The 22,694-nt window shown below is 71.9% G+C and carries 21 protein-coding genes and 2 tRNA genes; 10 read left to right on the forward strand and 13 right to left on the reverse strand.

All coding sequences use genetic code 11. The features are described from left to right. Window positions 1-117: 117 nt before the first annotated feature. Window positions 118-194: transfer RNA gene (locus tag JYK04_RS16170), tRNA-Pro, on the reverse strand. Between the two features lie 168 nt (window positions 195-362). Here JYK04_RS16170 and JYK04_RS16175 point away from each other — a divergent pair. Next, window positions 363-433: transfer RNA gene (locus JYK04_RS16175), tRNA-Gly, on the forward strand. Window positions 434-781: 348 nt separating this feature from the next. Here JYK04_RS16175 and JYK04_RS16180 read toward each other — a convergent pair. From JYK04_RS16180 to JYK04_RS16190, 3 genes are all read right to left on the reverse strand, one after another. Next, a complete protein-coding gene (locus JYK04_RS16180; RefSeq protein WP_030026959.1) occupies window positions 782-976 on the reverse strand; it encodes a membrane protein in 195 nt (64 codons plus the stop codon). A 176-nt stretch (window positions 977-1,152) separates the two neighbouring features. Beyond that, entirely contained in the window at window positions 1,153-1,608 is a 456-nt protein-coding gene (locus JYK04_RS16185) for an HD domain-containing protein (protein ID WP_189736953.1), read from the reverse strand. Next, complete coding sequence (locus tag JYK04_RS16190; RefSeq protein WP_189736955.1) at window positions 1,605-2,993, reverse strand: pyridoxal phosphate-dependent decarboxylase family protein; 1,389 nt, start codon at window positions 2,991-2,993, stop codon at window positions 1,605-1,607. Before JYK04_RS16190 ends, JYK04_RS16185 begins: the two co-directional genes overlap by 4 nt. 82 nt (window positions 2,994-3,075) lie before the next feature. Between JYK04_RS16190 and JYK04_RS16195 the strand changes: the two genes are divergently transcribed. Further along, window positions 3,076-3,768, forward strand: coding sequence for a DUF4232 domain-containing protein (locus JYK04_RS16195; protein ID WP_189736957.1), 693 nt, complete (start codon window positions 3,076-3,078; stop codon window positions 3,766-3,768). Between the two features lie 3 nt (window positions 3,769-3,771). Here JYK04_RS16195 and JYK04_RS16200 read toward each other — a convergent pair whose 3' ends face one another. Continuing rightward, a complete protein-coding gene (locus JYK04_RS16200; RefSeq protein ID WP_189736959.1) occupies window positions 3,772-4,632 on the reverse strand; it encodes an ABC transporter ATP-binding protein in 861 nt (286 codons plus the stop codon). A gap of 115 nt (window positions 4,633-4,747) precedes the next feature. Further along, window positions 4,748-5,890, reverse strand: a complete 1,143-nt coding sequence (locus JYK04_RS16205; protein WP_189736961.1) for a PP2C family protein-serine/threonine phosphatase — start codon at window positions 5,888-5,890, stop codon at window positions 4,748-4,750. 117 nt (window positions 5,891-6,007) lie between these two features. Here JYK04_RS16205 and JYK04_RS16210 point away from each other — a divergent pair, with 117 nt between their 5' ends. Continuing rightward, the gene (locus JYK04_RS16210) at window positions 6,008-7,243 is read left to right on the forward strand and encodes a GNAT family N-acetyltransferase (RefSeq protein WP_189736963.1); all 1,236 of its coding nucleotides are present in this window, start codon (window positions 6,008-6,010) and stop codon (window positions 7,241-7,243) included. Window positions 7,244-7,271: 28 nt separating this feature from the next. Here JYK04_RS16210 and JYK04_RS16215 read toward each other — a convergent pair whose 3' ends face one another. Both JYK04_RS16215 and JYK04_RS16220 read right to left on the reverse strand, forming a co-directional pair. Beyond that, on the reverse strand, window positions 7,272-8,078 hold the full coding sequence (locus JYK04_RS16215; protein WP_189736965.1) for an Fpg/Nei family DNA glycosylase: 807 nt from the start codon (window positions 8,076-8,078) through the stop codon (window positions 7,272-7,274). Window positions 8,079-8,148: 70 nt separating this feature from the next. After that, window positions 8,149-8,634, reverse strand: a complete 486-nt coding sequence (locus JYK04_RS16220; RefSeq protein WP_030010996.1) for a ribose-5-phosphate isomerase — start codon at window positions 8,632-8,634, stop codon at window positions 8,149-8,151. A 219-nt stretch (window positions 8,635-8,853) separates the two neighbouring features. On the opposite strand from JYK04_RS16220, the gene JYK04_RS16225 reads away from it, so the two are divergent. Beyond that, window positions 8,854-10,287: an amino acid permease gene (locus JYK04_RS16225; RefSeq protein WP_189736967.1), complete on the forward strand. Its 1,434-nt coding sequence runs from the start codon at window positions 8,854-8,856 to the stop codon at window positions 10,285-10,287. Between the two features lie 75 nt (window positions 10,288-10,362). Here JYK04_RS16225 and JYK04_RS16230 read toward each other — a convergent pair whose 3' ends face one another. Beyond that, window positions 10,363-10,947 (reverse strand): biotin transporter BioY, encoded by a 585-nt coding sequence (locus JYK04_RS16230; protein WP_189736969.1) that lies wholly within the window; start codon window positions 10,945-10,947, stop codon window positions 10,363-10,365. 286 nt (window positions 10,948-11,233) lie between these two features. On the opposite strand from JYK04_RS16230, the gene JYK04_RS16235 reads away from it, so the two are divergent. Then, window positions 11,234-12,631: an amino acid permease gene (locus tag JYK04_RS16235; protein WP_189736971.1), complete on the forward strand. Its 1,398-nt coding sequence runs from the start codon at window positions 11,234-11,236 to the stop codon at window positions 12,629-12,631. A gap of 54 nt (window positions 12,632-12,685) precedes the next feature. On the opposite strand, the gene JYK04_RS16240 is transcribed toward JYK04_RS16235, so the two are convergent. Beyond that, window positions 12,686-13,468: an SDR family NAD(P)-dependent oxidoreductase gene (locus JYK04_RS16240; protein ID WP_189736973.1), complete on the reverse strand. Its 783-nt coding sequence runs from the start codon at window positions 13,466-13,468 to the stop codon at window positions 12,686-12,688. Between the two features lie 148 nt (window positions 13,469-13,616). On the opposite strand from JYK04_RS16240, the gene JYK04_RS16245 reads away from it, so the two are divergent. Continuing rightward, window positions 13,617-15,017 carry an amino acid permease gene (locus JYK04_RS16245; RefSeq protein ID WP_189736975.1) on the forward strand — a complete coding sequence of 467 codons (1,401 nt, stop codon included), beginning with the start codon at window positions 13,617-13,619 and terminating at the stop codon, window positions 15,015-15,017. A 160-nt stretch (window positions 15,018-15,177) separates the two neighbouring features. Beyond that, the gene (locus JYK04_RS16250) at window positions 15,178-15,834 is read left to right on the forward strand and encodes a superoxide dismutase (RefSeq protein ID WP_030016698.1); all 657 of its coding nucleotides are present in this window, start codon (window positions 15,178-15,180) and stop codon (window positions 15,832-15,834) included. 127 nt (window positions 15,835-15,961) lie between these two features. Here JYK04_RS16250 and JYK04_RS16255 read toward each other — a convergent pair whose 3' ends face one another. Then, the gene (locus JYK04_RS16255) at window positions 15,962-16,606 is read right to left on the reverse strand and encodes a mycothiol-dependent nitroreductase Rv2466c family protein (protein ID WP_189736978.1); all 645 of its coding nucleotides are present in this window, start codon (window positions 16,604-16,606) and stop codon (window positions 15,962-15,964) included. 139 nt (window positions 16,607-16,745) lie between these two features. Between JYK04_RS16255 and pepN the strand changes: the two genes are divergently transcribed. Together pepN and JYK04_RS16265 are read left to right on the forward strand one after the other, a co-directional pair. Continuing rightward, entirely contained in the window at window positions 16,746-19,304 is a 2,559-nt protein-coding gene (pepN, locus tag JYK04_RS16260) for an aminopeptidase N (protein ID WP_189736980.1), read from the forward strand. Window positions 19,305-19,558: 254 nt separating this feature from the next. Further along, on the forward strand, window positions 19,559-20,521 hold the full coding sequence (locus tag JYK04_RS16265) for a hypothetical protein (protein ID WP_189736982.1): 963 nt from the start codon (window positions 19,559-19,561) through the stop codon (window positions 20,519-20,521). Here the strand turns inward: JYK04_RS16265 and JYK04_RS16270 are convergent. Both JYK04_RS16270 and JYK04_RS16275 read right to left on the reverse strand, forming a co-directional pair. Further along, window positions 20,497-21,384, reverse strand: a complete 888-nt coding sequence (locus JYK04_RS16270) for a pyridoxamine 5'-phosphate oxidase family protein (protein ID WP_189736984.1) — start codon at window positions 21,382-21,384, stop codon at window positions 20,497-20,499. The genes JYK04_RS16265 and JYK04_RS16270 overlap by 25 nt on opposite strands. 30 nt (window positions 21,385-21,414) lie before the next feature. Next, complete coding sequence (locus JYK04_RS16275; RefSeq protein ID WP_189736987.1) at window positions 21,415-21,873, reverse strand: VOC family protein; 459 nt, start codon at window positions 21,871-21,873, stop codon at window positions 21,415-21,417. 135 nt (window positions 21,874-22,008) lie between these two features. Between JYK04_RS16275 and JYK04_RS16280 the strand changes: the two genes are divergently transcribed. Next, complete coding sequence (locus JYK04_RS16280; RefSeq protein WP_189736989.1) at window positions 22,009-22,569, forward strand: CGNR zinc finger domain-containing protein; 561 nt, start codon at window positions 22,009-22,011, stop codon at window positions 22,567-22,569. Window positions 22,570-22,694: the final 125 nt, after the last annotated feature.

The following is a 22,694-nucleotide window of genomic DNA, read 5'->3' on the forward strand; positions in this document are numbered from 1 at the left end:
GTGATTCAGCGGTTCAGCGGACTTCGGCCCGGTACATCAGACACACGGGCACGCAGCTTGCATAGTAACCGCAAGCGGCAATCAGCCCACAACGCGATCTTGTGGAGACACTGCTGCTGGTCGGGGTGGCCGGATTCGAACCGACGACCTTCCGCTCCCAAAGCGGACGCGCTACCAAGCTGCGCCACACCCCGTCGGTGCGACACGTAGGGTACATGCCCGGAGACACTCTGATGCGCGGGGTTTCCGGAGGCATTTCGGGCGGACCTCCGCCACGGCGCCGAATGTGGTGTGCACCCACCGGGAGCGACCCGCTAGGATGCTGTCCGTGCCGAGGTCCCCGGACCTGCGGCGCGCGCGTTGCGGGTGTAGCTCAATGGTAGAGCACTAGTCTTCCAAACTAGCTACGCGGGTTCGATTCCCGTCACCCGCTCAGAAGTACGAAGGGCCAGGTCAGAGGGTGTTTCCTCGACCTGGCCCTTCGTCGTTCCCGGGGCCGTGACCAGGTCCGCGCGGGCGGTGCTGCGGACCCTGTACGTCGTCAACTCCCGTGTGCCGGCTGCCGCCGAGGCGGTGAACGCATGGCCCGTGTGCCGAAGATCATGGAGTCGCAGCCCCTTGCACCGTCCCGCCCCTCCCGCGCGGCCGGGCGTGCCGGTCCCCGGCGTCGGCGAGGTGGGTGTACTCGTACGCATCGAGTACCCGGCCCCGTCAACCGGTCCCGTCCGGCAGCACTCCCCTGCCACGCCGTCTCCCCCTGACGGGGTTGACGTCGCCGGGGTCAGAGCTTGATGTTCGCGATCATCGTCGCGAGGGAGTTCAGGAAGCGGTTCACGTCGTCCGCGATCGAGCTGGACGCGAGGAAGAAGCCGAAGAGCGCCGCGACGATGGCGGGCCCCGTCTTGATGTGGTTGCCGCGGATCAGCACCACCAGGATGACCCCCAACAGAACCACCACTGACAGCGAAATGGCCACTACTGATCACACCTTCGGTCGTCCCCTGGTCGGCCCGGGGCGCACGGCCAGGCACACCCCCACATGGACCATCCTCCCACCAACGGGCCTCGGCTATACGCCCCGTGACGGACCGCCGTGGTTCCGTTTCCGCCAACCACAAGTGCGACAGGAATATTTCGGGCGCGGGGCGCGGGTCACGGGGTGGGGAGGCCGAGGAGGGAACGGATATTCGCATACTTTGCGGACAGCCTCTCGCGCGTGGGACCGTCCAGCACGGAGAGGCGTACGGGGTCCGCGTTGTGCGCGAGGTCGGCCTCCTTGACCAGCAGGGCGCCGGGGGTGGCCAGGATGCGGGCCGCGTACTGCTCGACCGGTTCGCCCGGGCGTTTGGTGACCGCGAGGACCATGTCCTTCACCGTCTGCGGGAGGGCCGCCGCGTCGAGCCAGGTGAGGCTGAGGGCCTCGTCCTCGATGGCGTCGTGGAGCCAGGCCGCCGCCTGCTGATCGGCACTGCCCCCGCGCAGCCGCACGCCCTCGGCCACGGCCGCGAGGTGTTCGGCGTACGGCCGGCCGGCCTTGTCGGTCTGGCCCTCGTGCGCGCTGCGCGCCAGGGACTCGACCTCGATCAGAGTCAGGGGGCTGTTCGTCATGCGATCTCCCTTGCCGCTGCGCCGAGGGCCTCCGCTGCCCGGCGTACGTCCGCTTGCGTGGTACGCCAGTTGGAGAACGCAGCACGCACGGCGGCGGTTCCCCCGTAGACGGTGGGGGTGACGAACACCTCGGCGGCCACCGCCTCCCGCAGGGCGGTGAGGCGCTCGGGGGTGGGGGCCTCGGCGAGGGTGAAGCAGACGACGTTCAGGCGGACCGGGGCGAGGAGGGTGAAGGCGGGGTCCGCCTCCAGGGCGGCGCCCAGGGCGCGGGCGCAGGTGATGTCGCGTTCGACGATCTCCCGGTGGCCCTGGCGGCCGTACGCGCGGAGCGTGAACCAGGCGGCGAGGGCGCGCAGCCGGTGGGAGTTCTCCGGAGTGAGGTGGACGAGGTCGGGGTGGGCCCCGAGGGGGCCGAGGTAGGCGGCGGAGTTCTGGAAGACGCGGGCCTGCAGGTCACGCCGACGGGTGAACTGGACGGCGCTGTCGTAGGGGACGTTGAGCCATTTGTGCAGGTCCACGCAGACGGAGTCGGAGGCGTCGAGGCCGTCGACCAGGTGCGCGTGCTCCGGGGCGAGGGCGGCGAAGGCACCGAACGCGGCGTCGGTGTGCAGCCAGAAGTCGTGCCGCTCGCGCAGGGCTTCGATCGCCCGGAGGTCGTCGAAGTCGACGGTGTTGACGGTGCCCGCGTTGGCGACGACCACGGCCGGTCCGGGGGTGCCGGCCAGCGCCCGTTCCAGGGCCGCGGGGTCGACGGCCTCGCGGCCGGGCAGGGTGGGCACCCGGACCAGGGAGTTGCGGCCGAGGCCGAGGACCGAGAGGGCCTTGGCGATCGAGGAGTGCGGTGCGCCGGAGAGCACGCGGACCGGGCCGAGGGCCGCCGCGCCGTCCTCGGCCGGGGACACGCCGAGGCGTTCGCCGAGCCATTCGCGGGCGATGGCGAGGCCGGTGGTGTTGGACATGGTGGCGCCGGAGACGAAGGTGCCGGAGTGGGCGGCGGTCAGGCCGAAGAGGTCGCGGAGCCAGCCGACGGTCTCGCGTTCGAGGTCCTGGCCGCCGCCGTCGAGGGCCGAGTTGGAGTTCTGGTCGTGGACGGCGGTGAGCCAGTCCCCGGCGAGGGCGGCGGGGGTGGCACCTCCCGTGACGAAGCCGAGGTAGCGCGGTCCCGCGGAGGCCGACAGCCGCGGCTCCCAGCGGTCGCGGAAGGCGGCGAGCGCGGTGTCCGTGCCGGTGGCGTGTTCCGGGAGGGGTTCGGGGTCGTGCGGCTTTCCGGCGGCCGGTACGACGGGACGCGCGTCCAGGCTGGCGAGCGCGTCGGCGGCGGCGCCTCGGGTGGCGTCGAGGAGTTCGGGGAGCCGGGCGAGGTCGGCGGCGAGCGTGCGGTCCATGGGGGCACGTTAGGCGCGGCGGGGGCCGCTGGGGCGGGCCAATCCACGGGGAGTGGCCCGCGTGCCGCCGTAGGCTCACCGGATGATCGCGAAACGGTGGATGGGGCGGCGGATACCGGGCCTGGTCACGGCGGGGGTGCTGGCGGGGGTGCTGGCGGGGGCGGCGGGGTGCTCGACGCCACCGGCCCCGAGGGCGGCTCCGGGGCCGACCGCGGCAAGCGGACCGACCGCGGCAAGTGGACCGACCGCGGCGAGCGGACCGACCGCGGCGAGCGGGCCGGCGACGCCCGCGCCCGTCCGGGGTGCGCCCACTGCGCCGCCGGTCACGCAGGAGCCCTGCCCCGAGGGCGGGGTCCGGCTCGTCGAGCTGGCCGGGAACGCGGCCATGGGGCTGCGGGTGGCGGAGTTCCAGCTGGTCAACTGCGGTGCGCAGCCGTACGTACTGGAGGGCTACCCGCAGCTGTCGCTGCGCGACGACCGCAACGACCCGGTGGAGGTCGCGGTGGAGCACGGGTCGGCGGGGATCACCACGGGCACGCCGGACCTGGACGAGGCGCCGCGGCCGGTGACGCTGGCCCCGGGACAGGCGGCCTTCTTCGGGATCGTGTGGCGCAACCTCGTCACCGAGTCGGCGACGCCGGCCGTGACGGCGCGGATCGTGGAGGTCGAGCCCCGGCCCGGCGCCCCCCGGCTGTGGCTGCGGCTCGCCGCACCGGTGGACCTCGGGAACACCGGGAAGCTGGGGCTCGGGCCGTGGCGGCCGCCGGCCCGCTGAGCCTCAGGCGGCGGCAGCGGCGGCGGCCGGAGCGTGCCGGGCGGTGAGTGCGGTCATCCGGGCCGCGACGGCCGCCGCGGAGCTGCGCGGCAGCCGGTCCGCGATCAGGCCGTCGGCGAGGAAGAGCACCTGGTCGGCGTGGGCGGCGGCGGCCGGGTCGTGGGTGACCATGACGACGGTGGCGTGCAGGGCGTCGACGGCGTCCCGGAGCAGCCCGAGGACCTCGGCCGCGGTGGTGGTGTCGAGCGCGCCGGTGGGTTCGTCGGCGAAGACCACGTCGGGCCGGGTGACGAGGGCCCGGGCGATGGCCACGCGCTGCTGCTGGCCGCCGGACAACTCGGCGGGGCGGCGGCCGCCCTTGCCCGCCAGGCCGACGCGGGCGAGCAGCTCGGCGGCGTGGGCCCGGCCCTCGTGCGCGGAGCGGCCGCCGGCGAGCCGCATCGGGAGCAGTACGTTCTGCTCGACGGTGAGGGACGGCAGCAGGTTGAAGGCCTGGAAGACGAAGCCGAGGCGGCTGCGGCGGAGTTCGGTGAGCTCGTTCTCGTTCATCGCGGTGATCTCGGTGCCGCCGAGACGGACGGATCCCCCGGTGGGCAGGTCGAGTCCGGCGGCGCACTGCAGGAAGGTGGATTTGCCGGATCCGGAGGGTCCCATGACGGCGGTGAAGCTGCCGCGCGGCAGGCTGAGGTCGATCCCGCGCAGCGCGTGCACGGCACGGTCCCCGCGTCCGTAGGCCCGCCGTACGCCGCGCAGCTCGACGGCGGCCGTCGTGTCGTACGGCTCCTGCGCGGCCTGCCGGTCCTGCGCGGCCTGCCCGTGCTGCCCGTGCTGCCCGTGCTGACGCTTGCTCCGTCGGAGCCCCATGGTGTGCCGCCTCTCGCCGCCGTCCTGATCGTGGCTCCGACGCTACGGATCATGGTGGGCGGGCGGCCATGACGCCGCCCGGCGGACCGGTGGTGGGGCAAACCCCACCCCGCGGTCAGGCGGAGCGGCGGATGAGCAGCAGCGCGCGGTCGTCGTTGACGTCCTTGGCGACCTTCTCGATCAGGTGCCAGGCCGCGCCGTCCCAGCCGGCGGCGACGTAGCGGTCGGCCTCGCCGGTGAGGCGGTCGATGCCCTCGCTGATCTCCCGGTCGGAGGTCTCGACGAGGCCGTCGGTGAAGAGCATCAGGACGTCCCCGGGGCGCAGGTTCCCGCGGGCGGGGGTGAATTCGGCGCCGTCGTAGACGCCGAGGAGCGGGCCTTCCCCGGACTTCTCCTGCCAGCGGCCGGTGCCCGCCGAGAGCTGGAGGGCGGGGAGGTGGCCGGCCGAGAGGAGTTCGTAGTCGCCGCTCTCCAGGTCCAGGACGAGGTGGATGGAGGTGGCGAAACCCTCGTCCCAGTCCTGGCGGAGCAGGTAGCCGTTGGCGGCGGGCAGGAAGCCGTGGGCGGGCAGCGCGCCGAGCAGTCCGCCGAAGGCGCCGGAGAGCAGCAGGGCCCGGGAGCCGGCTTCCATGCCCTTGCCGGAGACGTCGGTCAGGACGATCTCCAGGGTCCGGCCGCCGTTGGTGCGGGCCGCGACCACGAAGTCGCCGGAGAAGGACTGGCCGCCGGCCGGGCGCAGGGCCATCTCGCGGTGCCACCCGCGCGGCAGGGCGGGCAGCTTGCTCTGCACGCGGATGCGTTCGCGCAGGTCGAAGAGCATGGTGCCGCCGCGCCGCCAGGGCACGCCGACGCGGCTGCGGAACTGGGCGATGACCAGGCCGAAGAACCCGCAGGCCGCGACCACCAGCACGGTGCCGGGGGTGACGCGGGCCGGGCCCTGGGTGTAGGGGCCGAGTACGAGGGCCTCGACGATCAGTGCGGTCGCGGAGGCGCCGTACAGGGCGAGGAGGCTGGCGGGGCGCAGCAGCAGTCCGCCGGCCACGATCGGCAGGACGAGCGCCGACGGCGAGAACCAGACGGGCAGCATCAGCGTGCCGCAGGCGATGGCGGGAATGGTGAGCAGGAGGCCGCCGAAGGCGAGCCAGTCGGAGGCGTCTCCACGGAAGTAGTCGACGGCTGATTTGCGCAGGGCTGTGCGGCACCGGTGCGACAGCATGCGCATCCGGGCCATGAGGGATTCCACGCGTGCTCCGGCCATTGCTTCGGGACCCTATCCATCCTGGCTGTGGATGCGCAGGGGTACCCCCGGACCGGGGGTCCGCGGGCGCCCGAAAACAGGTCGACTGAGCCGTAATGCCCTGATAGGGATGGCCACATGACTCTGGAGATGCGCGCATTGAAGGCTGATGAGTGGGATGTCTGGTACGACCACCTGGAACTGGCGTTCGGCGGCGTGCCCGAATCCCCCGAGGAGCGGGAGCTCTACAGGTCGCTGACGGAGGCAGAACGTTCGCTGGGCGTCTGGGACGGCGACACCTGCGTCGGCGCGGCCGGCGCGTTCACCTTCCGGGTCTCCGTGCCGGGCGGGGCGACCGTCCCGGCGGCCGGCGTCACGATGGTGGGGGTCTCCCCCACCCACCGCCGGCGCGGGGTGCTCACCTCCTTGATGCGGCGCCAGCTCGACGACGTCCGGGCGGGTGGCGAACCGCTCGCCGTGCTGACGGCCTCGGACCCGGCGATCTACGGGCGCTTCGGCTACGGCACGGCGACGTACGCCCTGGCGGTGGACATAGACACGACCCGCGTACGGCTGTCCGTGCCGCCGGGCACGGACGGGGTGCGGCTGCGCCTCGTGGACCCGCAGCGGGCACTGGCCGACTGCGAGCGGGTCTACGCGGCGCTGGTCCCGACCCGGCCGGGCATGACGGCCCGGCAGCCGGGCTGGGAGCGGCTGCCGCTGCTGGACCCGGATGCGATGCGCAGCGGCGGGTCACCGCTGAAGTGCGTGGTCGCCGAGCGGGAGGACGGCGAGGTGGTCGGGTACGCCCGCTACCGGGTCAAGCCCGACTGGGACCCGGCGGGTTCGGACGGCAAGGTCGAGGTGCGCGATCTCGACGCACTGGACCCGGCGGCCTGCGCGGCGCTGTGGCGCTACCTGTTCTCCATCGACCTGACCTGGACGGTACGGGCGCAGCGGCGGCCGGTGGACGATCCGGTGCTGCACCTGGTCAGCGACATCCGGCGGTCGCGGCCGCGGACGCGGGACTCGCTGCACGTACGGCTGGTGGACCTGGCGGCGGCGCTGGAGGCGCGGACGTACGGGGCGCCGGTGGACGTGGTCGTGGAGGTCCAGGACGCGTTCTGTCCCTGGAACGAGGGGCGGTGGCGGCTGGTCGCGGAGGCCGGGGGCGCCGCCCGCTGCATCCGCACCGCGGAGCCGGCGGACCTGGAGCTGTCGGTCCGGGAGCTGGGATCGGCGTACCTGGGCGGGATCACCCTGACCTCACTGGCGGGGGCCGGGCTGGTGCGCGAGCTGCGCCCGGGCGCTCTGACGGAGGCCTCGCGCGCCTTCGCCGGTGACGTGGCGCCCTGGCTGCCGCACGGCTTCTAGCAAGGGGCGGTGAATCGGGGCGGCCGCGTCAGCGGGACTGGCAGCCGGGGCACCAGAAGAGGTTGCGGGCGGCGAGGTCGGCGGTGCGGATCTCGCCGCCGCAGATGTGGCAGGGCATGTTCGCCCGCCGGTAGACGTACACCTCGCCGCCGTGGTCGTCGACGCGCGGCGGCCGGCCCATGGCCTCGGGCAGGTGCTCGTCGCGGACGGTGTCGATGCGGTTGTTGCGCACGCCCTCGCGCATCAGGGCGGCCAGGTCGGCCCACATGGCGTCCCACTCGCCGCGGGTGAGGTCCCGGCCCGGGCGGTACGGGTCGATGCCGTGCCGGAAGAGGACCTCGGCGCGGTAGACGTTGCCGATGCCCGCGACGACCTTCTGGTCCATGAGCAGGGCGGCGACGGTGGTGCGGGAGCGGGAGATCCGCTTCCAGGCCCGGTCGGGGTCGTCGTCGGGGCGCAGCGGGTCCGGGCCGAGCCGGTCGTGTATCGCCTTCTTCTCGCCCTCGCCGATCAGTGCGCAGGCGGTGGGGCCGCGCAGGTCGGCGTAGTGGTCCTCGTTCAGCAGGCGCAGCCGGACGGTGTCCGTGGCGGGCGGGGCCGGGGCGGGGCCGAAGCCGAGCTTGCCGAACAGGCCGAGGTGGATGTGGATCCAGGCGTCGCCGAGTTCCAGGAAGAGGTGCTTGCCGTGCGCCTCGGCGCCGTCCAGCTCGCGCCCGTCGAGCACGGCCGCGCTCTGCTCGAAGCGGCCCTGGGGGCTGCTGAGGCGGACCGGCCGGCCCGCGAACCGCTCGGCGTGGTCCTGGGCGAGGCGGTGGATCGTATGCCCCTCGGGCACGGCGGAGCTCCTCGGAAAGAGAAACCGGCCGTACCGGCCCCGGCGGGGGGCGGCACGGCCGGAAGCGGGATCAGCCCTGCGGGTGGTGGGCCGGGATCGGGGGGAGCTCGCCGGTGGTCTCGTAGGCGGAGAGCATGTCGATGCGGCGGGTGTGGCGCTCCTCGTCGGAGTACGGGGTCGCCAGGAAGGCCTCGATGAAGCTGACGGCCTCGTCCTGCGTGTGCATCCGGCCGCCGACGGAGATGACGTTGGCGTTGTTGTGCTCACGGCCGAGCTGGGCGGTCTGGACGCTCCAGGCCAGGATGGCGCGGACGCCCTTGACCTTGTTGGCGGCGATCTGCTCGCCGTTGCCGGAGCCGCCGATCACGATGCCGAGGCTGCCGGCGTCGGCGGCGGTCTTCTCCGCGGCGCGGAGGCAGAACGGCGGGTAGTCGTCCACCGCGTCGTAGATGTGGGGCCCACAGTCGACGGGCTCGTGGCCGTTGTTCTTGAGCCAGTCCACCAGGTGGTTCTTGAGCTCAAAGCCGGCATGGTCGGATCCGAGGTACACGCGCATGGGACGAGTGTGGCACGAGGAGGCCCGACAGCCCGCAGCGGGTGTCGCGTAAGTCACTTCTAAAGCTCAAGTAAACCCAAAGAACGCAGATGGGACAGGGCGGGGCCCACGCCCTGGACGTTCACACCAAGGCAACGATCCGGATTGAGGTCTTCCGTCCTGCGTTCATCTCAGGTTTGAATGCCGGGGCTCGCAACCCGAGAACCTAAGGATCCGTCCATGAGCTCCACGACGACCCTTCAGAAGGAAGGCGGCCCCACCGGCAACCCCGGTGACGGCCAGCCCTCCGACGGTCTGAAGGCCGGTCTCAAGAACCGCCACCTGTCCATGATCGCCATCGGCGGCGTCATCGGCGCCGGCCTCTTCGTCGGTTCCGGTGGCGGCATCGCCAAGGCCGGCCCCGCCATCCTGATCTCCTACGCGCTGGTCGGCGCGATGGTGGTCTTCGTGATGCGGATGCTCGGCGAGATGGCCGCCGCCAGCCCGAACTCGGGCTCCTTCTCGGCCTACGCCGACCGCGCGCTCGGCCGCTGGGCCGGCTTCTCCATCGGCTGGCTCTACTGGTTCTTCTGGGTCGTCGTGCTCGCCGTGGAGGCGACCGCCGGTGCCTCCATCCTGGAGAGCTGGATCCCGGCCGTCCCGCAGTGGGCCTGGGCGCTGATCGTCATGGCGGTGCTGACCGCCACCAACCTCGGCTCGGTCGCCTCCTACGGTGAGTTCGAGTTCTGGTTCGCGGGCATCAAGGTCGTCGCCATCGGCGCGTTCGTGATCGTCGGCATGCTGGCCGTCTTCGGCGTGCTGCCGGGCTCCGACAACCCGGGCGCGGGCTTCGCGCACCTCACCGACGCCGGCGGGTTCTTCCCCAACGGCTACGGCGCCGTCCTCACCGGTGTGCTGATGGTCGTCTTCTCCTTCATGGGCAGCGAGATCGTCACCCTGGCGGCCGGCGAGTCGGAGAACCCCCGCAAGGCGGTCACCCAGGCCACCAACTCCGTCATCTGGCGGATCGGCGTCTTCTACCTCGGCTCGATCTTCATCGTGCTGACCCTGCTCCCGTGGAACGACAAGTCGATCACCGAGAAGGGCTCGTACGTCGCCGCCCTGGACTCGATCGGCATCGCGCACGCCGGCACGATCATGGAGGTCATCGTCCTGACCGCCGTGCTGTCCTGCCTGAACTCGGGCCTCTACACCGCCTCCCGCATGGCCTTCTCGCTCGGTGAGCGCGGCGACGCCCCCAAGGCGTTCGCCAAGGTCAACAAGAACGGTGTGCCGGTCGCCGCGATCCTGGGCTCCACGGTCTTCGGCTTCGTCGCCGTCTACTTCAACTACGCCTTCAAGGACACGGTCTTCAACTTCCTCCTCAACTCCTCGGGCGCCATCGCGCTCTTCGTGTGGCTGGTGATCTGCTTCACCCAGCTGAGGATGCGCGGGATCCTGGTCCGCGAGGCCCCGGAGAAGCTGACCGTGAAGATGTGGCTCTTCCCGTGGCTGACCTGGGCCACCGCCGCCCTGATCACGTTCGTGATCGGCTACATGTTCGTGGACGACGCCAACCGCGAGGTCGTCACCCTGTCCACCCTGGTGGCCGGCGTGGTCGTGCTCATCGGTGTGGTCCTGGACCTCCGCCGCAAGCGGGCCCTGCAGGGCTGATCGCACGTGCACGTACGCCGGAGCCCGGCCCGCCTCCTCGAGGCGGGCCGGGCTCCGGTGCGTATCGGGGGCCGTTCAGCCGCGGCGGCCGGCCAGCTTCCAGGCGGCCGGCAGGGCGCCCATGGCCAGCGCGGCCTTGAGGGCGTCGCCGATCAGGAACGGGACCACGCCCTTCGCGACGGCCACGCCGAGGGACATCCCGGTGGCGGCCATCAGGTACGGCACGCCCACCGCGTAGATCACGGCCGAGCCCAGCACCATCAGGCCGGCCGTGCGCAGGACCGAGCGGTCGCCACCGCGCCGCGCGAGGGCGCCGACGACGGTGGCGGCGAGCAGCATGCCGAGCACGTAGCCGAAGGAGGCGCCGCCCGCGCCGGAGGTCCCGCCCGCGAACCACGGCACGCCGGCCATGCCGACGAGGGTGTACAGCGCCAGCGAGAGGAAGCCGCGGCGGGCACCGAACGCGGTGCCGACGAGCAGCGCGGCGAAGGTCTGGCCGGTGACGGGGACCGGGGAGCCGGGAACGGGAACCGCGATCTGGGCGGCCAGCCCGGTGAGCGCGGCGCCGCCGACGACGAGCGCGATGTCGCGGACGCGGCTCGCGGGCAGCAGGTCGGCGAGGACGGCGCCGGGCCGGAGGGAGACGGAGGCAGTGCTCATCGGGAGGCTCCACGGGGTGGGGGTGGCAGGACGATCACCGACGCTAGTGCGCGCTCCGCCGCCGCCCCACCGCCGCCCGGGACAAAGCCGCGCTCCCTGCTTTGGTGGGGAATTCACAAAGCCGATGACTCACACCCGAGTCGGCGTGATCCTCATCACGAGGAACATCAGACAGCACGTCCGTTTTGCACGGAAGACCGCCGCTCAGCGAGACTGTAGGATCCCGCCAATCCTGACGCGGGGCTCCCACCGCCACTGGGCCCGAACGAGAGTACGAGCACCCTTCATGCGTGAGCGCCTGGAAGAAGCACCTCCCCCCACGGGCGACCTGCCCGCGGAACCCCTCAGCCACAGCCTCAAGCAGCGCCACCTGACCATGCTGGGCCTCGGCGGCGTCATCGGCGCCGGGCTCTTCGTCGGCTCCGGCGCCGGCATCGGCATCGCCGGTCCCGCGATCATCTGCTCCTATCTGCTCGCGGGCGTGCTCGCGATGCTGGTGATGCGGGCGCTGGGCGAGATGTCGGCCGCGATGCCCGCCTCGGGCTCGTTCTCCGTCTACGCGGAGCGGGCGCTCGGGCGCTGGGCCGGCTTCTCGGCGGGCTGGCTGTACTGGTTCCTGCTGGTCGTGGTGCTGGCCGTGGAGGCCACCGGCGCGGCGAAGATCGCGAACGGCTGGCTGCCCTCGGTCGACCAGTGGGTCTGGGTGCTGCTGTTCATGGTGGTCTTCACCGTGAGCAACCTGGCCGCCGTGAAGAACTTCGGCGAGTTCGAGTTCTGGTTCGCCGCGCTCAAGGTCGGCGCGATCGTGCTCTTCCTGATCCTCGGCACCCTGGCGATCTTCGGCCTGCTCCCGGACACCGAGCCGATCGGCACGGCCAACCTCACCGGCCGGGGCGGCTTCTTCCCCGAGGGCTTCGGCGGAGTGGTCGCGGGCATGCTCGCCGTCATCTTCGCCTTCGGCGGCCTGGAGGTCGTCACCATCGCCGCCGCCGAGTCGGACGACCCGGCGCGTTCGGTGTCCCGGGCGGTGCGCAGCGCGGTGTGGCGCATCCTCTTCTTCTACGTCGGCTCGATGGTGGTCATCGTGACCCTGCTGCCGTGGGACTCGCTCAAGCCGGGCGAGAGCCCCTACGTCGCGGTGCTCGACTCGATCGGGATCCCGGCGGCCGGCCAGATCATGAACATCGTGGTGTTCGTGGCCCTGCTGTCGGCGCTGAACGCGAACCTGTACGGGTCCTCGCGCATGGTGTTCTCGCTGGCCGAGCGCGGTGAGGCGCCGCAGGCGCTGCTGAAGGTCTCGGGCGGCGGGGTGCCGCGCCGGGCCGTGTTCGCCTCGGTGGCCTTCGGCTTCGTGTCGGTGGTGCTCAACCTGCTGTGGCCGGACACGATCTTCCTCTACATGCTCAACGCGGTCGGCGCGGTGCTGCTGTTCGTGTGGGCGCTGATCGCCGTCTCGCAGCTGAAGCTGCGCCGCCGGATCGAGCGGGACATGCCCGAGCGGCTGACCCTGCCGATGTGGCTGTTCCCGTACGCGACCTGGGCGGCGCTGCTCGGGATGGCGGCGGTGCTGGTCCTGATGCTGTTCGACGATTCCGCTCGGCCCCAGCTGCTGTGGTCCTCGGGCGCGGCCGCGCTGGTCCTCGCCGTGGCGGGGATCCGCGAGCTGAGGGCCCGCAAGGCCTGACGGGGGACGTGCGGAGCGGGCCCTGCGTGCCGTGGCGCGCAGGGCCCGCCCTTCTCAGGTGCGCAGGTAGGAGGCGCCGTTGACGTCGAGGACCGTGCCCGAGCTCCAGGCCGCCTCGGGGGAGGCCAGGTAGAGCACGGCGGAGGCGATCTCTTCCGGGTCCGCGACGCGGCCGAAGGGGCTCTGCGCCCGGATGCCGGCACCCTCGGGCCCCTCCAGCCGGCCGGCGACCCGCTCGGTGGCGACGAAACCGGGTGCGACGGAGGCGACGGCGATGCCGTACGGGGCGAGGGACACGGCGAGGGACTGGCCCAGGGCGTGGATCGCGGCCTTGGTCGCGCCGTAGGCGGGGTGGTCGGGCTCGCCCCGGAAGGCGCCGCGCGAGCCGATGTTGACGATGCGTCCCTCGCGTCCCGCTTCGATCATGCGGCGCGCGACGCAGTAGCTCAGGTTGGCGGAGCCGAAGAGGTTCACGTCGGCGGTCCGCCGCCAGGCCTCCTGCCAGCCCTCGTACGAGGTGTCCGGCAGCGGGTGGGCGACCATCACGGCGGCGTTGTTGACCAGGACGTCCACGCCGCCGAGCGCCTCCTCGGCCTCGGCCGCCAGGGCCTCGACGCGGGCCGGGTCACCGAGGTCCGCGGCGACCAGTACGTGCCCCTCCCCCTCCAGGGAGGCGAGGGTCTCCTCCGCGTCCGCCCGCCGGGCGGAGCAGTGGACGGCGACCCGGTCGCCCTGCCGGGCGAAGGCGGCCGCGATCGCCCGGCCGATCCCCCGGGAGGCGCCGGTGACGAGTACGCCCCGGCCGGTGCTGCGAAGTCCTGTCACGGTCCGGCCCATCGACTGCCCCCTCGATCCGGTGCGTCCGCCGCATCCGGTGACCGCGGCGTCGCCGTGAGCGTACGGGCGTGATCACGAACCGTGAAGCCGTCGTCCGAATATCGGACGCCTGACGTCCGGCGATCGGACACTCGGCAGACTGGCGCAAATGAGCCAGAGCACCTTGACACCCCCCGAAGCACCGCAGACCGGCGCCGGATCGCCCCTCGGCAGCGGACTCAAGCAGCGCCACCTCTCGATGATCGCCCTCGGCGGTGTCATCGGCGCCGGACTGTTCGTCGGCTCCGGCGCCGGCATCGCCGCCGCGGGCCCCTCGATCGTGCTCGCGTACGCCGCGTCCGGGCTGCTCGTGATGTTCGTGATGCGGATGCTCGGCGAGATGTCCGCCGCCAACCCCGCCTCGGGCTCCTTCTCCGTGCACGCGGAGCGGGCGATCGGCCCCTGGGCCGGATTCACCGCCGGCTGGATGTTCTGGATCCTGCTCTGCGTGGGCGTGGCCATCGAGGCCATCGGCGCGGCGCACATCATGACCGGCTGGTTCCCGGGCACCCCCTCCTGGATGTGGGTGCTGGTCTTCATGGCGGTGTTCTGCGGCTCCAACCTCGCCGCCGTCTCGAACTTCGGCGAGTTCGAGTTCTGGTTCGCCGCCCTCAAGATCGGCGCGATCGCGCTCTTCCTGGGCCTGGGCGTGCTGGCCGTGCTCGGCCTGCTGCCCGGCACCGACTCCCCCGGCTCCGCCAACCTGCTGCACGACGGCGGCCTCCTGCCCCACGGCGTGGACGGCCTGCTGGTCGGACTGCTGGCCTCCGTCGTCGCGTACGGCGGACTGGAGACGGTGACCATCGCGGCCGCCGAGTCCGAGAACCCGGTCCAGGGCGTGGCCAGGGCCGTACGGACCACCATGTGGCGGATCGCGATCGTCTACGTGGGATCCATGCTGGTCATCGTCACCCTCCTGCCGTGGAACGACCCGGCGGTCACGGCGGACGGGCCCTACGCCGCGACCCTGGACCGCCTGGGCATCCCGGCCGCCGGCGAGATCATGAACGTGGTCATCCTGATCGCCCTGATGTCCGCGATGAACGCCAACATCTACGGCTCCTCGCGCATGGCCTACTCCCTCGTCTCCCGCGGCCAGGGCCCGAAGGCGCTGGGCAGGGTCAGCGGCGGGGTGCCGCGCCGGGCGGTCCTCGCCTCCTGCGGCTTCGGCTTCGTCACCGTGCTGCTGTCCTACTGGTACCCGGACACCCTGTTCGCCTGGCTGCTGAACATGGTGGGCGGGGTCATCCTGATCGTCTGGGGCTTCATCGCCGTCTCGCAGTTCGTGCTGCGCCGCCGGCTGGAGCGCGAGGCCCCCGAGAAGCTGGTCGTGAAGATGTGGGGCTTCCCGTATCTGACGTGGGTGGCGCTGGCGGGGGTGGCCGGGGTCCTGGCGCTGATGGCCCTGGGCGAGGACACGCGCGTCCAGGTGGTCTTCACCGGCGGGCTGACCGTCGCCCTCGCGGTGGCCGGATGCATCATGCAGCGCCGGGCGGCCGCCGCCCGCTGACAGTCCCTCAACCGCAGGTGGGCCCCGTGCGTTCGCACGGGGCCCACCCGTGTTTTACAGAGGTAACCCTTACATGTGAGGCGGAATAGATACTGCTAGCGTGCAGTTGCGCATTAATTGCAATAAGCGATTGGCACGCTGAGGGGACCGGATAACACGCATGGCCATCTACACGCTTCCTGAGCTTCCGTACGACTACGCGGCGCTGGAGCCGGTGATCAACCCGCAGATCATCGAGCTGCACCACGACAAGCACCACGCGGCCTACGTCACGGGCGCCAACAACACGCTGGAGCAGCTGGCGGAGGCGCGCGACAAGGAGAACTGGGGCGCCCTCAACGGCCTGGAGAAGAACCTCGCGTTCCACCTCTCCGGCCACATCCTGCACAGCATCTACTGGCACAACATGGCCAGCCCGAAGACCGGCGAGGGCGGCGGCGAGCCCACCGCGGCCGACGGCCTGGGCGACCTGGCCGACGCGATCACCGAGTCCTTCGGCTCCTTCGCGAAGTTCAAGAAGCAGCTGACCTTCGCGTCCTCCGCCACCCAGGGCTCCGGCTGGGGCGTGCTCGCGTACGAGCCCGTCAGCGGCCGCCTGGTCGTCGAGCAGGTCTACGACCACCAGGGCAACGTGGGCGTCGCCAGCACGCCGATCCTGGTCTTCGACGCCTGGGAGCACGCCTTCTACCTTCAGTACAAGAACCAGAAGGTGGACTTCATCGAGGCGATGTGGAACGTCGTCAACTGGCAGGACGTGTCCAAGCGCTACGCCGACGCCAAGGCGAACACCCCGCTGCTGATCCCCGCCAAGGGCTGATCGCAGCGCCACAAGCCCGTCCGCCTCGTGATCGTCTTCTCAACCTTCACCAGCGGGCGTGTCGAAACGGAAGACCCCCGTGAGGACGTGACTCACGGGGGTCTTCTGTGGGGTGCGCCGGCCGGTCCTACTCGAAGGACGGGCCCTTGGTGCGGGTGCGCTTGATCTCGTAGAAGCCCGGGGTCGAGGCGACGAGCAGGGTGCCGTCCCAGAGCCGGGCGGCCGCGTCGCCGCGCGGGGTCGGGGTGACGACCGGACCGAAGAAGGCGACATCGCCCTCGGCGCCCGGAACGGAGATCACCGGGGTGCCGACCTCCTGGCCCACCCGGTCGATCCCGTCGTTGTGCGAGGCCCGCAGCACCTCGTCGTACTCGTCCGAGTCGGCGTACGCGAGCAGCTCGGCCGGCAGGCCCACCTCGGCCAGCGCCTCGGCGATCACCTCGCGGGTCGGGCCCTTCTCGTCGTTGTGTATACGGGTGCCGAGCGCGGTGTAGAGCTTGCCGGTGACTTCCTCACCGTGCTTCTGCTGGGCCGCCGTCACGACGCGCACCGGGGCCCAGCCCTTGGGGCCGAGCAGCTCGCGGTAGGTCTCGGGCAGCTCGTCGAGCTTGTTCTCGTTGAGCACCGCGAGGCTCATCACGTGCCAGCGGACCTCGACGTCGCGGACCTTCTCGACCTCGACCATCCAGCGGGACGTCATCCAGGCCCAAGGGCAGAGCGGGTCGAACCAGAAGTCGACCGGGGTCTTCTCGCGCACCTGGGTGTCGGTCATGTCTCTCCTCAGTCTCGGCATGGGTCGCAAAAGGGCATCACTGGGCTCACGTTCCCCGTCACCAACCAGTACCGGGTGGCGCGCATTCCCTCGTGCGAGGATTCGACACAAGAACGCGATCACGCACGAAGGAGTGCACGTGCCCGGAGAGAATCTGTCCCGCGACGAGGCCCGCGAGCGGGCCGAGCTGCTGTCCGTCGACGGGTACGAGGTGGTCCTCGACATCCGGTCCGCGGTGGACGAGGCCGAGCCGGCCGAGGGTCCGCGGACCTTCCGCTCGGTGACGACGATCCGCTTCCGGGCGGCGGGTGCCGGCGCTTCCACCTTCGCGGACCTGATCGCGCCCTCGGTGAACGCCGTGACCCTGAACGGGCGCGCGCTGGACGTGGCCGCCGTCTTCGACGGCGCCCGGATCTCCCTCGACGGCCTGGCCGCCGAGAACGTCCTCGTGGTGGACGCGAACTGCGCGTACAGCCGGACGGGCGAGGGCCTGCACCGCTTCGTGGACCCGGAGGACGGCGAGGTCTACCTCTACACCCAGTACGAGCCGGCCGACGCGCGGCGGGTGTACGCGAACTTCGAACAGCCCGACCTGAAGGCCCCGTACCGCTTCGAGGTGACGGCTCCCGAGGGCTGGCAGGTGTGGAGCAACGGCGCGGAGGAGTCCCGCGAGGCGGGCGTCTGGCGGTTCGCGGAGACCGCGCCGATCTCCACCTACATCACGTGCGTGGTCGCGGGTCCCTACCACTACGTGACGGACTCCTACACGCGCGGGGACCTGACCATCCCGCTGGGCGCGATGTGCCGCAAGGGGCTGGCGAAGCACTTCGACGCCGATGACGTCTTCCTCGTCACCAAGCAGGGCTTCGACCTCTTCCACGAGCTCTTCGACTACCCGTACCCGTTCGGCAAGTACGACCAGGCCTTCGTGCCGGAGTACAACCTGGGCGCGATGGAGAACCCGGGGATGGTGACCTTCCGCGAGGAGTACATCTTCCGCGGCAAGGTCACCAAGGCCTCCTACGAGCGCCGCTCGAACACGATCCTGCACGAGATGGCGCACATGTGGTTCGGCGACCTGGTCACCATGAAGTGGTGGGACGACCTGTGGCTGAAGGAGTCCTTCGCGGACTTCATGGGCTGCTTCGCCCTGGTGGAGGCCACCCGCTTCGACCAGGCGTGGGTCACCTTCGCCAACAACCGCAAGGCGTGGGCCTACCGGGCCGACCAGCTGCCGTCCACCCACCCGATCACGGCCGACATCCGTGACCTGGAGGACGCCAAGCTGAACTTCGACGGCATCACCTACGCCAAGGGCGCGGCGGTGCTCAAGCAGCTGGTCGCCTATGTGGGACGGGAGGCGTTCCTGGAGGGCGCCCGGCGCTACTTCAAGGCCAACGCGTACGGGAACACCACGCTCGACGACCTGCTGTCGGTGCTCGCGGAGGTCTCCGGGCGGGATATGGCCGAGTGGTCGCGGGCCTGGCTGCAGACCGCCGGCGTGAACGCGCTGACCCCGGTGATCACCTACGACGCGGGCGGCCGGGTGACGGAACTGGCCGTGGTGCAGGAGGGTGACGAGCTGCGCCCGCACCGGGTCGCGGTGGGCCTGTACCGGCTGGAGTCCGACGGGACGCTGGTCCGCTACGCGCGGGCCGACGCGGACGTGTCGGGCGCGCGCACGGTCGTCGCGGAGCTGACGGGCGCGGAGCGGCCCGACCTGGTCCTGGTCAACGACGAGGACCTCACCTACTGCAAGGTCCGCTTCGACGAGGGCTCGCTGGCCACGCTGCGGGCGCACCTCGGCGACCTCACGGACCCGCTCGCGCGGGCACTGAGCTGGTCGGCGCTGTGGAACCTGACGCGCGACGGCCTGATGCCGGCGCGCGACTTCGTCTCGCTGGTCCTCGCGCACGCGGGCCGCGAGAGCGACGTCGGCGTCCTGCAGATGCTGCACGCGCAGGCCCTGACCTCGGTCACGCACTACGCGGCGCCCGGCTGGCGCGAGCAGGGCGGCCGGGAGCTGGCGGCGGGCGCGCTGCACGAGCTGCGGATCGCGGCGCCGGGGTCGGAGCACCAGCTGACGTGGGCCCGCTTCTTCGCGGCGAGCGCGGCGACGGAGGGCGACTTCCAGCTGCTGCTGGGCCTGCTGGAGGGCACGGCGCGGATCGACGGGCTGGAGGTGGACCAGGAGCTGCGCTGGGACTTCCTGCTGCCGCTGGCCGCGCACGGAGCGGTGGACGAGGCCGTCCTCGCCGCCGAGCTGGCGCGCGACGACACGGCCTCGGGCAAGCGGCACCAGGTGCGGTGCCTGGCGGCGCGGCCCTCGCAGGCCGTGAAGGACCAGGCGTGGGCGGCGGTCGTCGAATCGGACGCGCTGTCCAACGCGCTGGTCGAGGCGACGATCGCGGGCATGCAGCAGTCCTCGCAGCGGGGCCTGCTGGCGGGCTACGCGGGGCGCTACTTCGAGGTGATCGAACGGGTGTGGGCGGACCGGTCGATCCAGATCGGCATGGACGTGGTGAAGGGGCTGTACCCGTCGCTGCAGGACGACGCCGCCACGCTGGACGCCACCGACGCGTGGCTGTCGGCCCACCCCTCGGCTCCGCCGGCCCTGCGCCGGCTGGTCCTGGAGTCCCGCGACGACCTGGCCCGGGCCCTTGCCGCGCAGCGGTGCGACGCGGGAGCGGGCCACTAGTCCCGCGGCTCCGCTGCTGGGGCTCCGCCCCAGACCCCGCGCCTCAAACGCCGGCGAGGCTGAGCATTCAGCCCGTCCGGCGTTTGAGGACCGGGTCCGGGCAGAGCCCGGGAAACGGCGCCGGGCCGGGTCCCCCGGACGGGCGCACCCCATCGGCAGTCGAACGCCCGTACTTTAGCCCCAGCTTGTCCGGATTTGTCGACGAGCGTGTAACAGGGGTTAGCAGGGCCCTGGCCCGAGGGAATCACCGCGTCATGAACCACAACGCACCCCTCCCCCTCGCCCACCTCACGGGCAGCCGCCCCCGCGTGCTGACCCTCGCCCAGCTGCGCGAGCACGGCGTCACCGCCTCCGACGCGGCCGAGCGGCCCTGGCAGCAGATCCTGCCCGGGGTGTTCCTGCTCCACGCCGGGCCCGCGACCAGCGAGGAGCGGCTGCACGCGGCGCTGCTGTACGCGGGGCGGCGCGGCGGCGGCGAGGCCATGATCACCGGGCTGGCGGCGCTCGCGCTGTACCGGTTCAGCTCCGCGCCCCCGCTGCTCGCCCTGTCCCACATCGACGTCCTGGTGCCCGGCACCCGTCGGCTGCGCTCCACCGGGGACGTGCGGATCGTACGGACGCACACCCCGCCGAGGTCCCAGGAGGTGACCGGACTGCCGGTGGCGCCCGTCGCGCGGGCCCTCGCCGACGCCGTCACCCAGCTCTCCGACGCCGGCACCGTACGCCGCCTGCTGAGCGAGGCCGTCCGCGGCGGGCACTGCGAACCGGCCGCCGTCGTACGGGAGCTGACGGTGGCCCGGCTGCTGAACCGGCCGCACGTGGTCGACGCCGTCGAGTCGCTGCTCGCCGAGGGCCGGGCCATCGCCGAGGACCGGCTGTACCACGTGGTGCGCGGCTGCGAGCTCCCCGACCCGGTCTGGAACGTCGACCTGCGGCTGCCCGGCGGCCCGCACCTCGGCGGGGTCGACGCGTACTGGCCCGAGCAGTCCGTCGCCGTGGAGATCGACACCCGCGCCCCGCGCCAGGGCGAGGACGAGCAGTGGTCGGAGTCCGTGCGCAAGCGCGAGACGCTGGAGCGGCTCGGAGTGACCGTCATCCACATCACCCCGCGCAAGCTCCGCGACTGGCCCGAGCAGCAGGCCGCGGTCATCCGGACCGCCCTGACGGCCGCCGACGACCGGGAACCCGCCGCCTACCTGGTGGTACTGCCCAGGTGAGGCGAGTACTCCGGGATGCTCCAGCGCAGCCGCCCCGGGTGGACCGCCTCCACCACCGACTCCACGCGGAAGCGGACGTCCCGACTTCCGTCGGGCCCGAACTCCGTGGTGGCCCGGCCGCTGAGCTGGAGTACGGCCCCGGTCTCCCAGTCCGGGAAGAGGAGCCCGGCCCGCGGGTCGGCCGTCAGGTTCCCCAGGGTGAGGAACATGGCGTTGCCCGCGTAGTCCGGCCAGGCCAGCTCGACCGGCGAGAGCACCTCGACGAAGCCCGGCAGCCCGCCCCGGTGACTGGCGTCGACCCCGTCCGCCTCCGCCGTGGTGGCCACGAAGAAGGTGTCGGCGGCGCGTACGGCCCGCACCTGGCCGGGAGTGAGGGCGTGCCCGCGCCGCACGACACCGGCGCCTTCGGCGGCCAGGTCCAGCGGCTGCCGCTTCTGCAGGTACTTCGGGCAGTTGGCGAAGACCTGCTCGGCCCGGACCGCGAATCCGCGGCCGGTCACCTCCAGCGTCCCGTTCAGCCTCATCCGGCGCCGGGTGCGCGGGTCGAGCGCGATGGTGCCGACCCTCGTCCCGGCCGTGGCGAGCGCCCCGGCGAGCGGATCACCGGCGGGTAGCCCGCCGGCGACCGCGATCCGGTCGGGCCCGGTCGCCCGTACGAAACCCGGCGCGCCGGTGAGCAGGGAGGCCCACAGCCGCCCCGCGTCGTCGGCGGCGCCGACGACGAGATGCGGCTGCAGTTCCAGGAAGGCCGCGGCGACGTCCCGGATGCCCGTGCCGATCGAGCGGCCGACGTGCTCGGCGAGCTCGCGCACGCCGACCCGTTCCTGCACGGCCAACGAGCCCCAGTGGTAGGCCCCGGACATGAGAAGCACCTCCGTCGCAAGAAGCCGCGGCTAGAAGAAGCCGCAGGTGGGGGCGGATTCGGTGGGGGCGGGTGCGCCTTCCGCGCCGGTCGGGACCGAGATCTCCAGGCGGGTCCCGTCGGGGTCGTGGAAGAAGATGCCGCCCGAGGCCGCGCCCTCCCTGTGGGCGACGACGCCCTCGTAGGCGAACTCGACGCCCAGGTCGCGCAGCCGCGCCTCGTACTCCCGCACCTCTTCGATGGCACCGGCGGAGAACGCTAGGTGGTGCAGACCCGCCGCAGTGGCGGCGTACGCACCTTCGGCCTGCTGCCAGAGGGTCAGGACGAGCTCACCGTCCCGGCCGAGGAAGGCGAAGCGTCGGCCCTCCTCCTTGCCCTCGCCCAGCACCTCGAAGTCGAGCGCGCCCCGGTAGAAGGCGAGCGAGCGCTCCAGATCGGTGACGTTCAGGCCCACGTGCCCGGTGCGGAGCTTGCTGATGGCAGTCGTCATGACGGGTTCCTTCCCCGGAGGACTTCACGGCGTTTTCATGCCGTTCTAACCTTCTAAAGCAAGATTAAAGGTTAGGCGTACTCCCGTCAACCGGTCACGTACCCTTCAGGGGTTAGCAAGGCCCGAGGAGACGAAATGACGGCGGCGGACCCACGACCCCTGACCGGGGAGCCGGTCGCGCTCGACCTGCTGAACACGCGGTGGATGCGGGAGGGCGAGCTCACCGACCTGTTCGCCGGCGCCTTCGGGCTCGGCCGGGTCGAGGGGCTGCGGATCTGGCTGGAGTCCACCGGGCTGGCCGGCCGCTTCCGCGCCGACGCCTCGACCCTCGTCCACCTGATGACCGCCCGCGAGGCGCTGGCCCGCGCGGTGGCGGACCCGGCCGACGAGAGCGCCCGCACCCTGATCGACGCCGTACTGGAGCACGGCCGCATCCGCGCCACCCTGACGGCGGAAGGACCGGGCGAGCGCGCCGAGTTCGACGATCCGACCTGGGGGCCCGCCTGGACGGCCGCCCGGAACTACCTGGAACTGCTGGGCACCGCGCCCGACCGGATCCGCAAGTGCGCCTCCGAGACCTGCGTCCTGCACTTCCACGACACCTCGCGCAACGGCACGCGGCGCTGGTGCTCGATGGCCGCCTGCGGAAACCGGGCGAAAGCCTCGCGCCACTACGCGCGCACGCGCGAGCGCTGAGCGCGCGAAATCTGTCACACCCGCACCGGGACGCGACCGCGTCCCGGTGCTGACGCATGGCCGCCAAGTCGATAAATCGACCGTCCAACCCCTGCGATTCGCAGCACTGTGCCCCGGTAAGTCCG

The organism is Streptomyces nojiriensis, from assembly GCF_017639205.1.
GTDB lineage: Bacteria > Actinomycetota > Actinomycetes > Streptomycetales > Streptomycetaceae > Streptomyces > Streptomyces nojiriensis.

Coding starts and splice junctions, on each gene's coding strand:
- JYK04_RS16185 (WP_189736953.1), bottom strand. CDS start 1,608: ATGACGAACAGCCCCCTGACTCTGATCGAGGTCGAGTCCCTGGCGCGC.
- JYK04_RS16190 (WP_189736955.1), bottom strand. CDS start 2,993: ATGGACCGCACGCTCGCCGCCGACCTCGCCCGGCTCCCCGAACTCCTC.
- JYK04_RS16195 (WP_189736957.1), top strand. CDS start 3,076: ATGATCGCGAAACGGTGGATGGGGCGGCGGATACCGGGCCTGGTCACG.
- JYK04_RS16200 (WP_189736959.1), bottom strand. CDS start 4,632: ATGGGGCTCCGACGGAGCAAGCGTCAGCACGGGCAGCACGGGCAGCAC.
- JYK04_RS16205 (WP_189736961.1), bottom strand. CDS start 5,890: ATGGCCGGAGCACGCGTGGAATCCCTCATGGCCCGGATGCGCATGCTG.
- JYK04_RS16210 (WP_189736963.1), top strand. CDS start 6,008: ATGACTCTGGAGATGCGCGCATTGAAGGCTGATGAGTGGGATGTCTGG.
- JYK04_RS16220 (WP_030010996.1), bottom strand. CDS start 8,634: ATGCGCGTGTACCTCGGATCCGACCATGCCGGCTTTGAGCTCAAGAAC.
- JYK04_RS16225 (WP_189736967.1), top strand. CDS start 8,854: ATGAGCTCCACGACGACCCTTCAGAAGGAAGGCGGCCCCACCGGCAAC.
- JYK04_RS16230 (WP_189736969.1), bottom strand. CDS start 10,947: ATGAGCACTGCCTCCGTCTCCCTCCGGCCCGGCGCCGTCCTCGCCGAC.
- JYK04_RS16235 (WP_189736971.1), top strand. CDS start 11,234: ATGCGTGAGCGCCTGGAAGAAGCACCTCCCCCCACGGGCGACCTGCCC.
- JYK04_RS16240 (WP_189736973.1), bottom strand. CDS start 13,468: ATGGGCCGGACCGTGACAGGACTTCGCAGCACCGGCCGGGGCGTACTC.
- JYK04_RS16245 (WP_189736975.1), top strand. CDS start 13,617: ATGAGCCAGAGCACCTTGACACCCCCCGAAGCACCGCAGACCGGCGCC.
- JYK04_RS16250 (WP_030016698.1), top strand. CDS start 15,178: ATGGCCATCTACACGCTTCCTGAGCTTCCGTACGACTACGCGGCGCTG.
- JYK04_RS16255 (WP_189736978.1), bottom strand. CDS start 16,606: ATGACCGACACCCAGGTGCGCGAGAAGACCCCGGTCGACTTCTGGTTC.
- JYK04_RS16265 (WP_189736982.1), top strand. CDS start 19,559: ATGAACCACAACGCACCCCTCCCCCTCGCCCACCTCACGGGCAGCCGC.
- JYK04_RS16270 (WP_189736984.1), bottom strand. CDS start 21,384: ATGTCCGGGGCCTACCACTGGGGCTCGTTGGCCGTGCAGGAACGGGTC.
- JYK04_RS16275 (WP_189736987.1), bottom strand. CDS start 21,873: ATGACGACTGCCATCAGCAAGCTCCGCACCGGGCACGTGGGCCTGAAC.
- JYK04_RS16280 (WP_189736989.1), top strand. CDS start 22,009: ATGACGGCGGCGGACCCACGACCCCTGACCGGGGAGCCGGTCGCGCTC.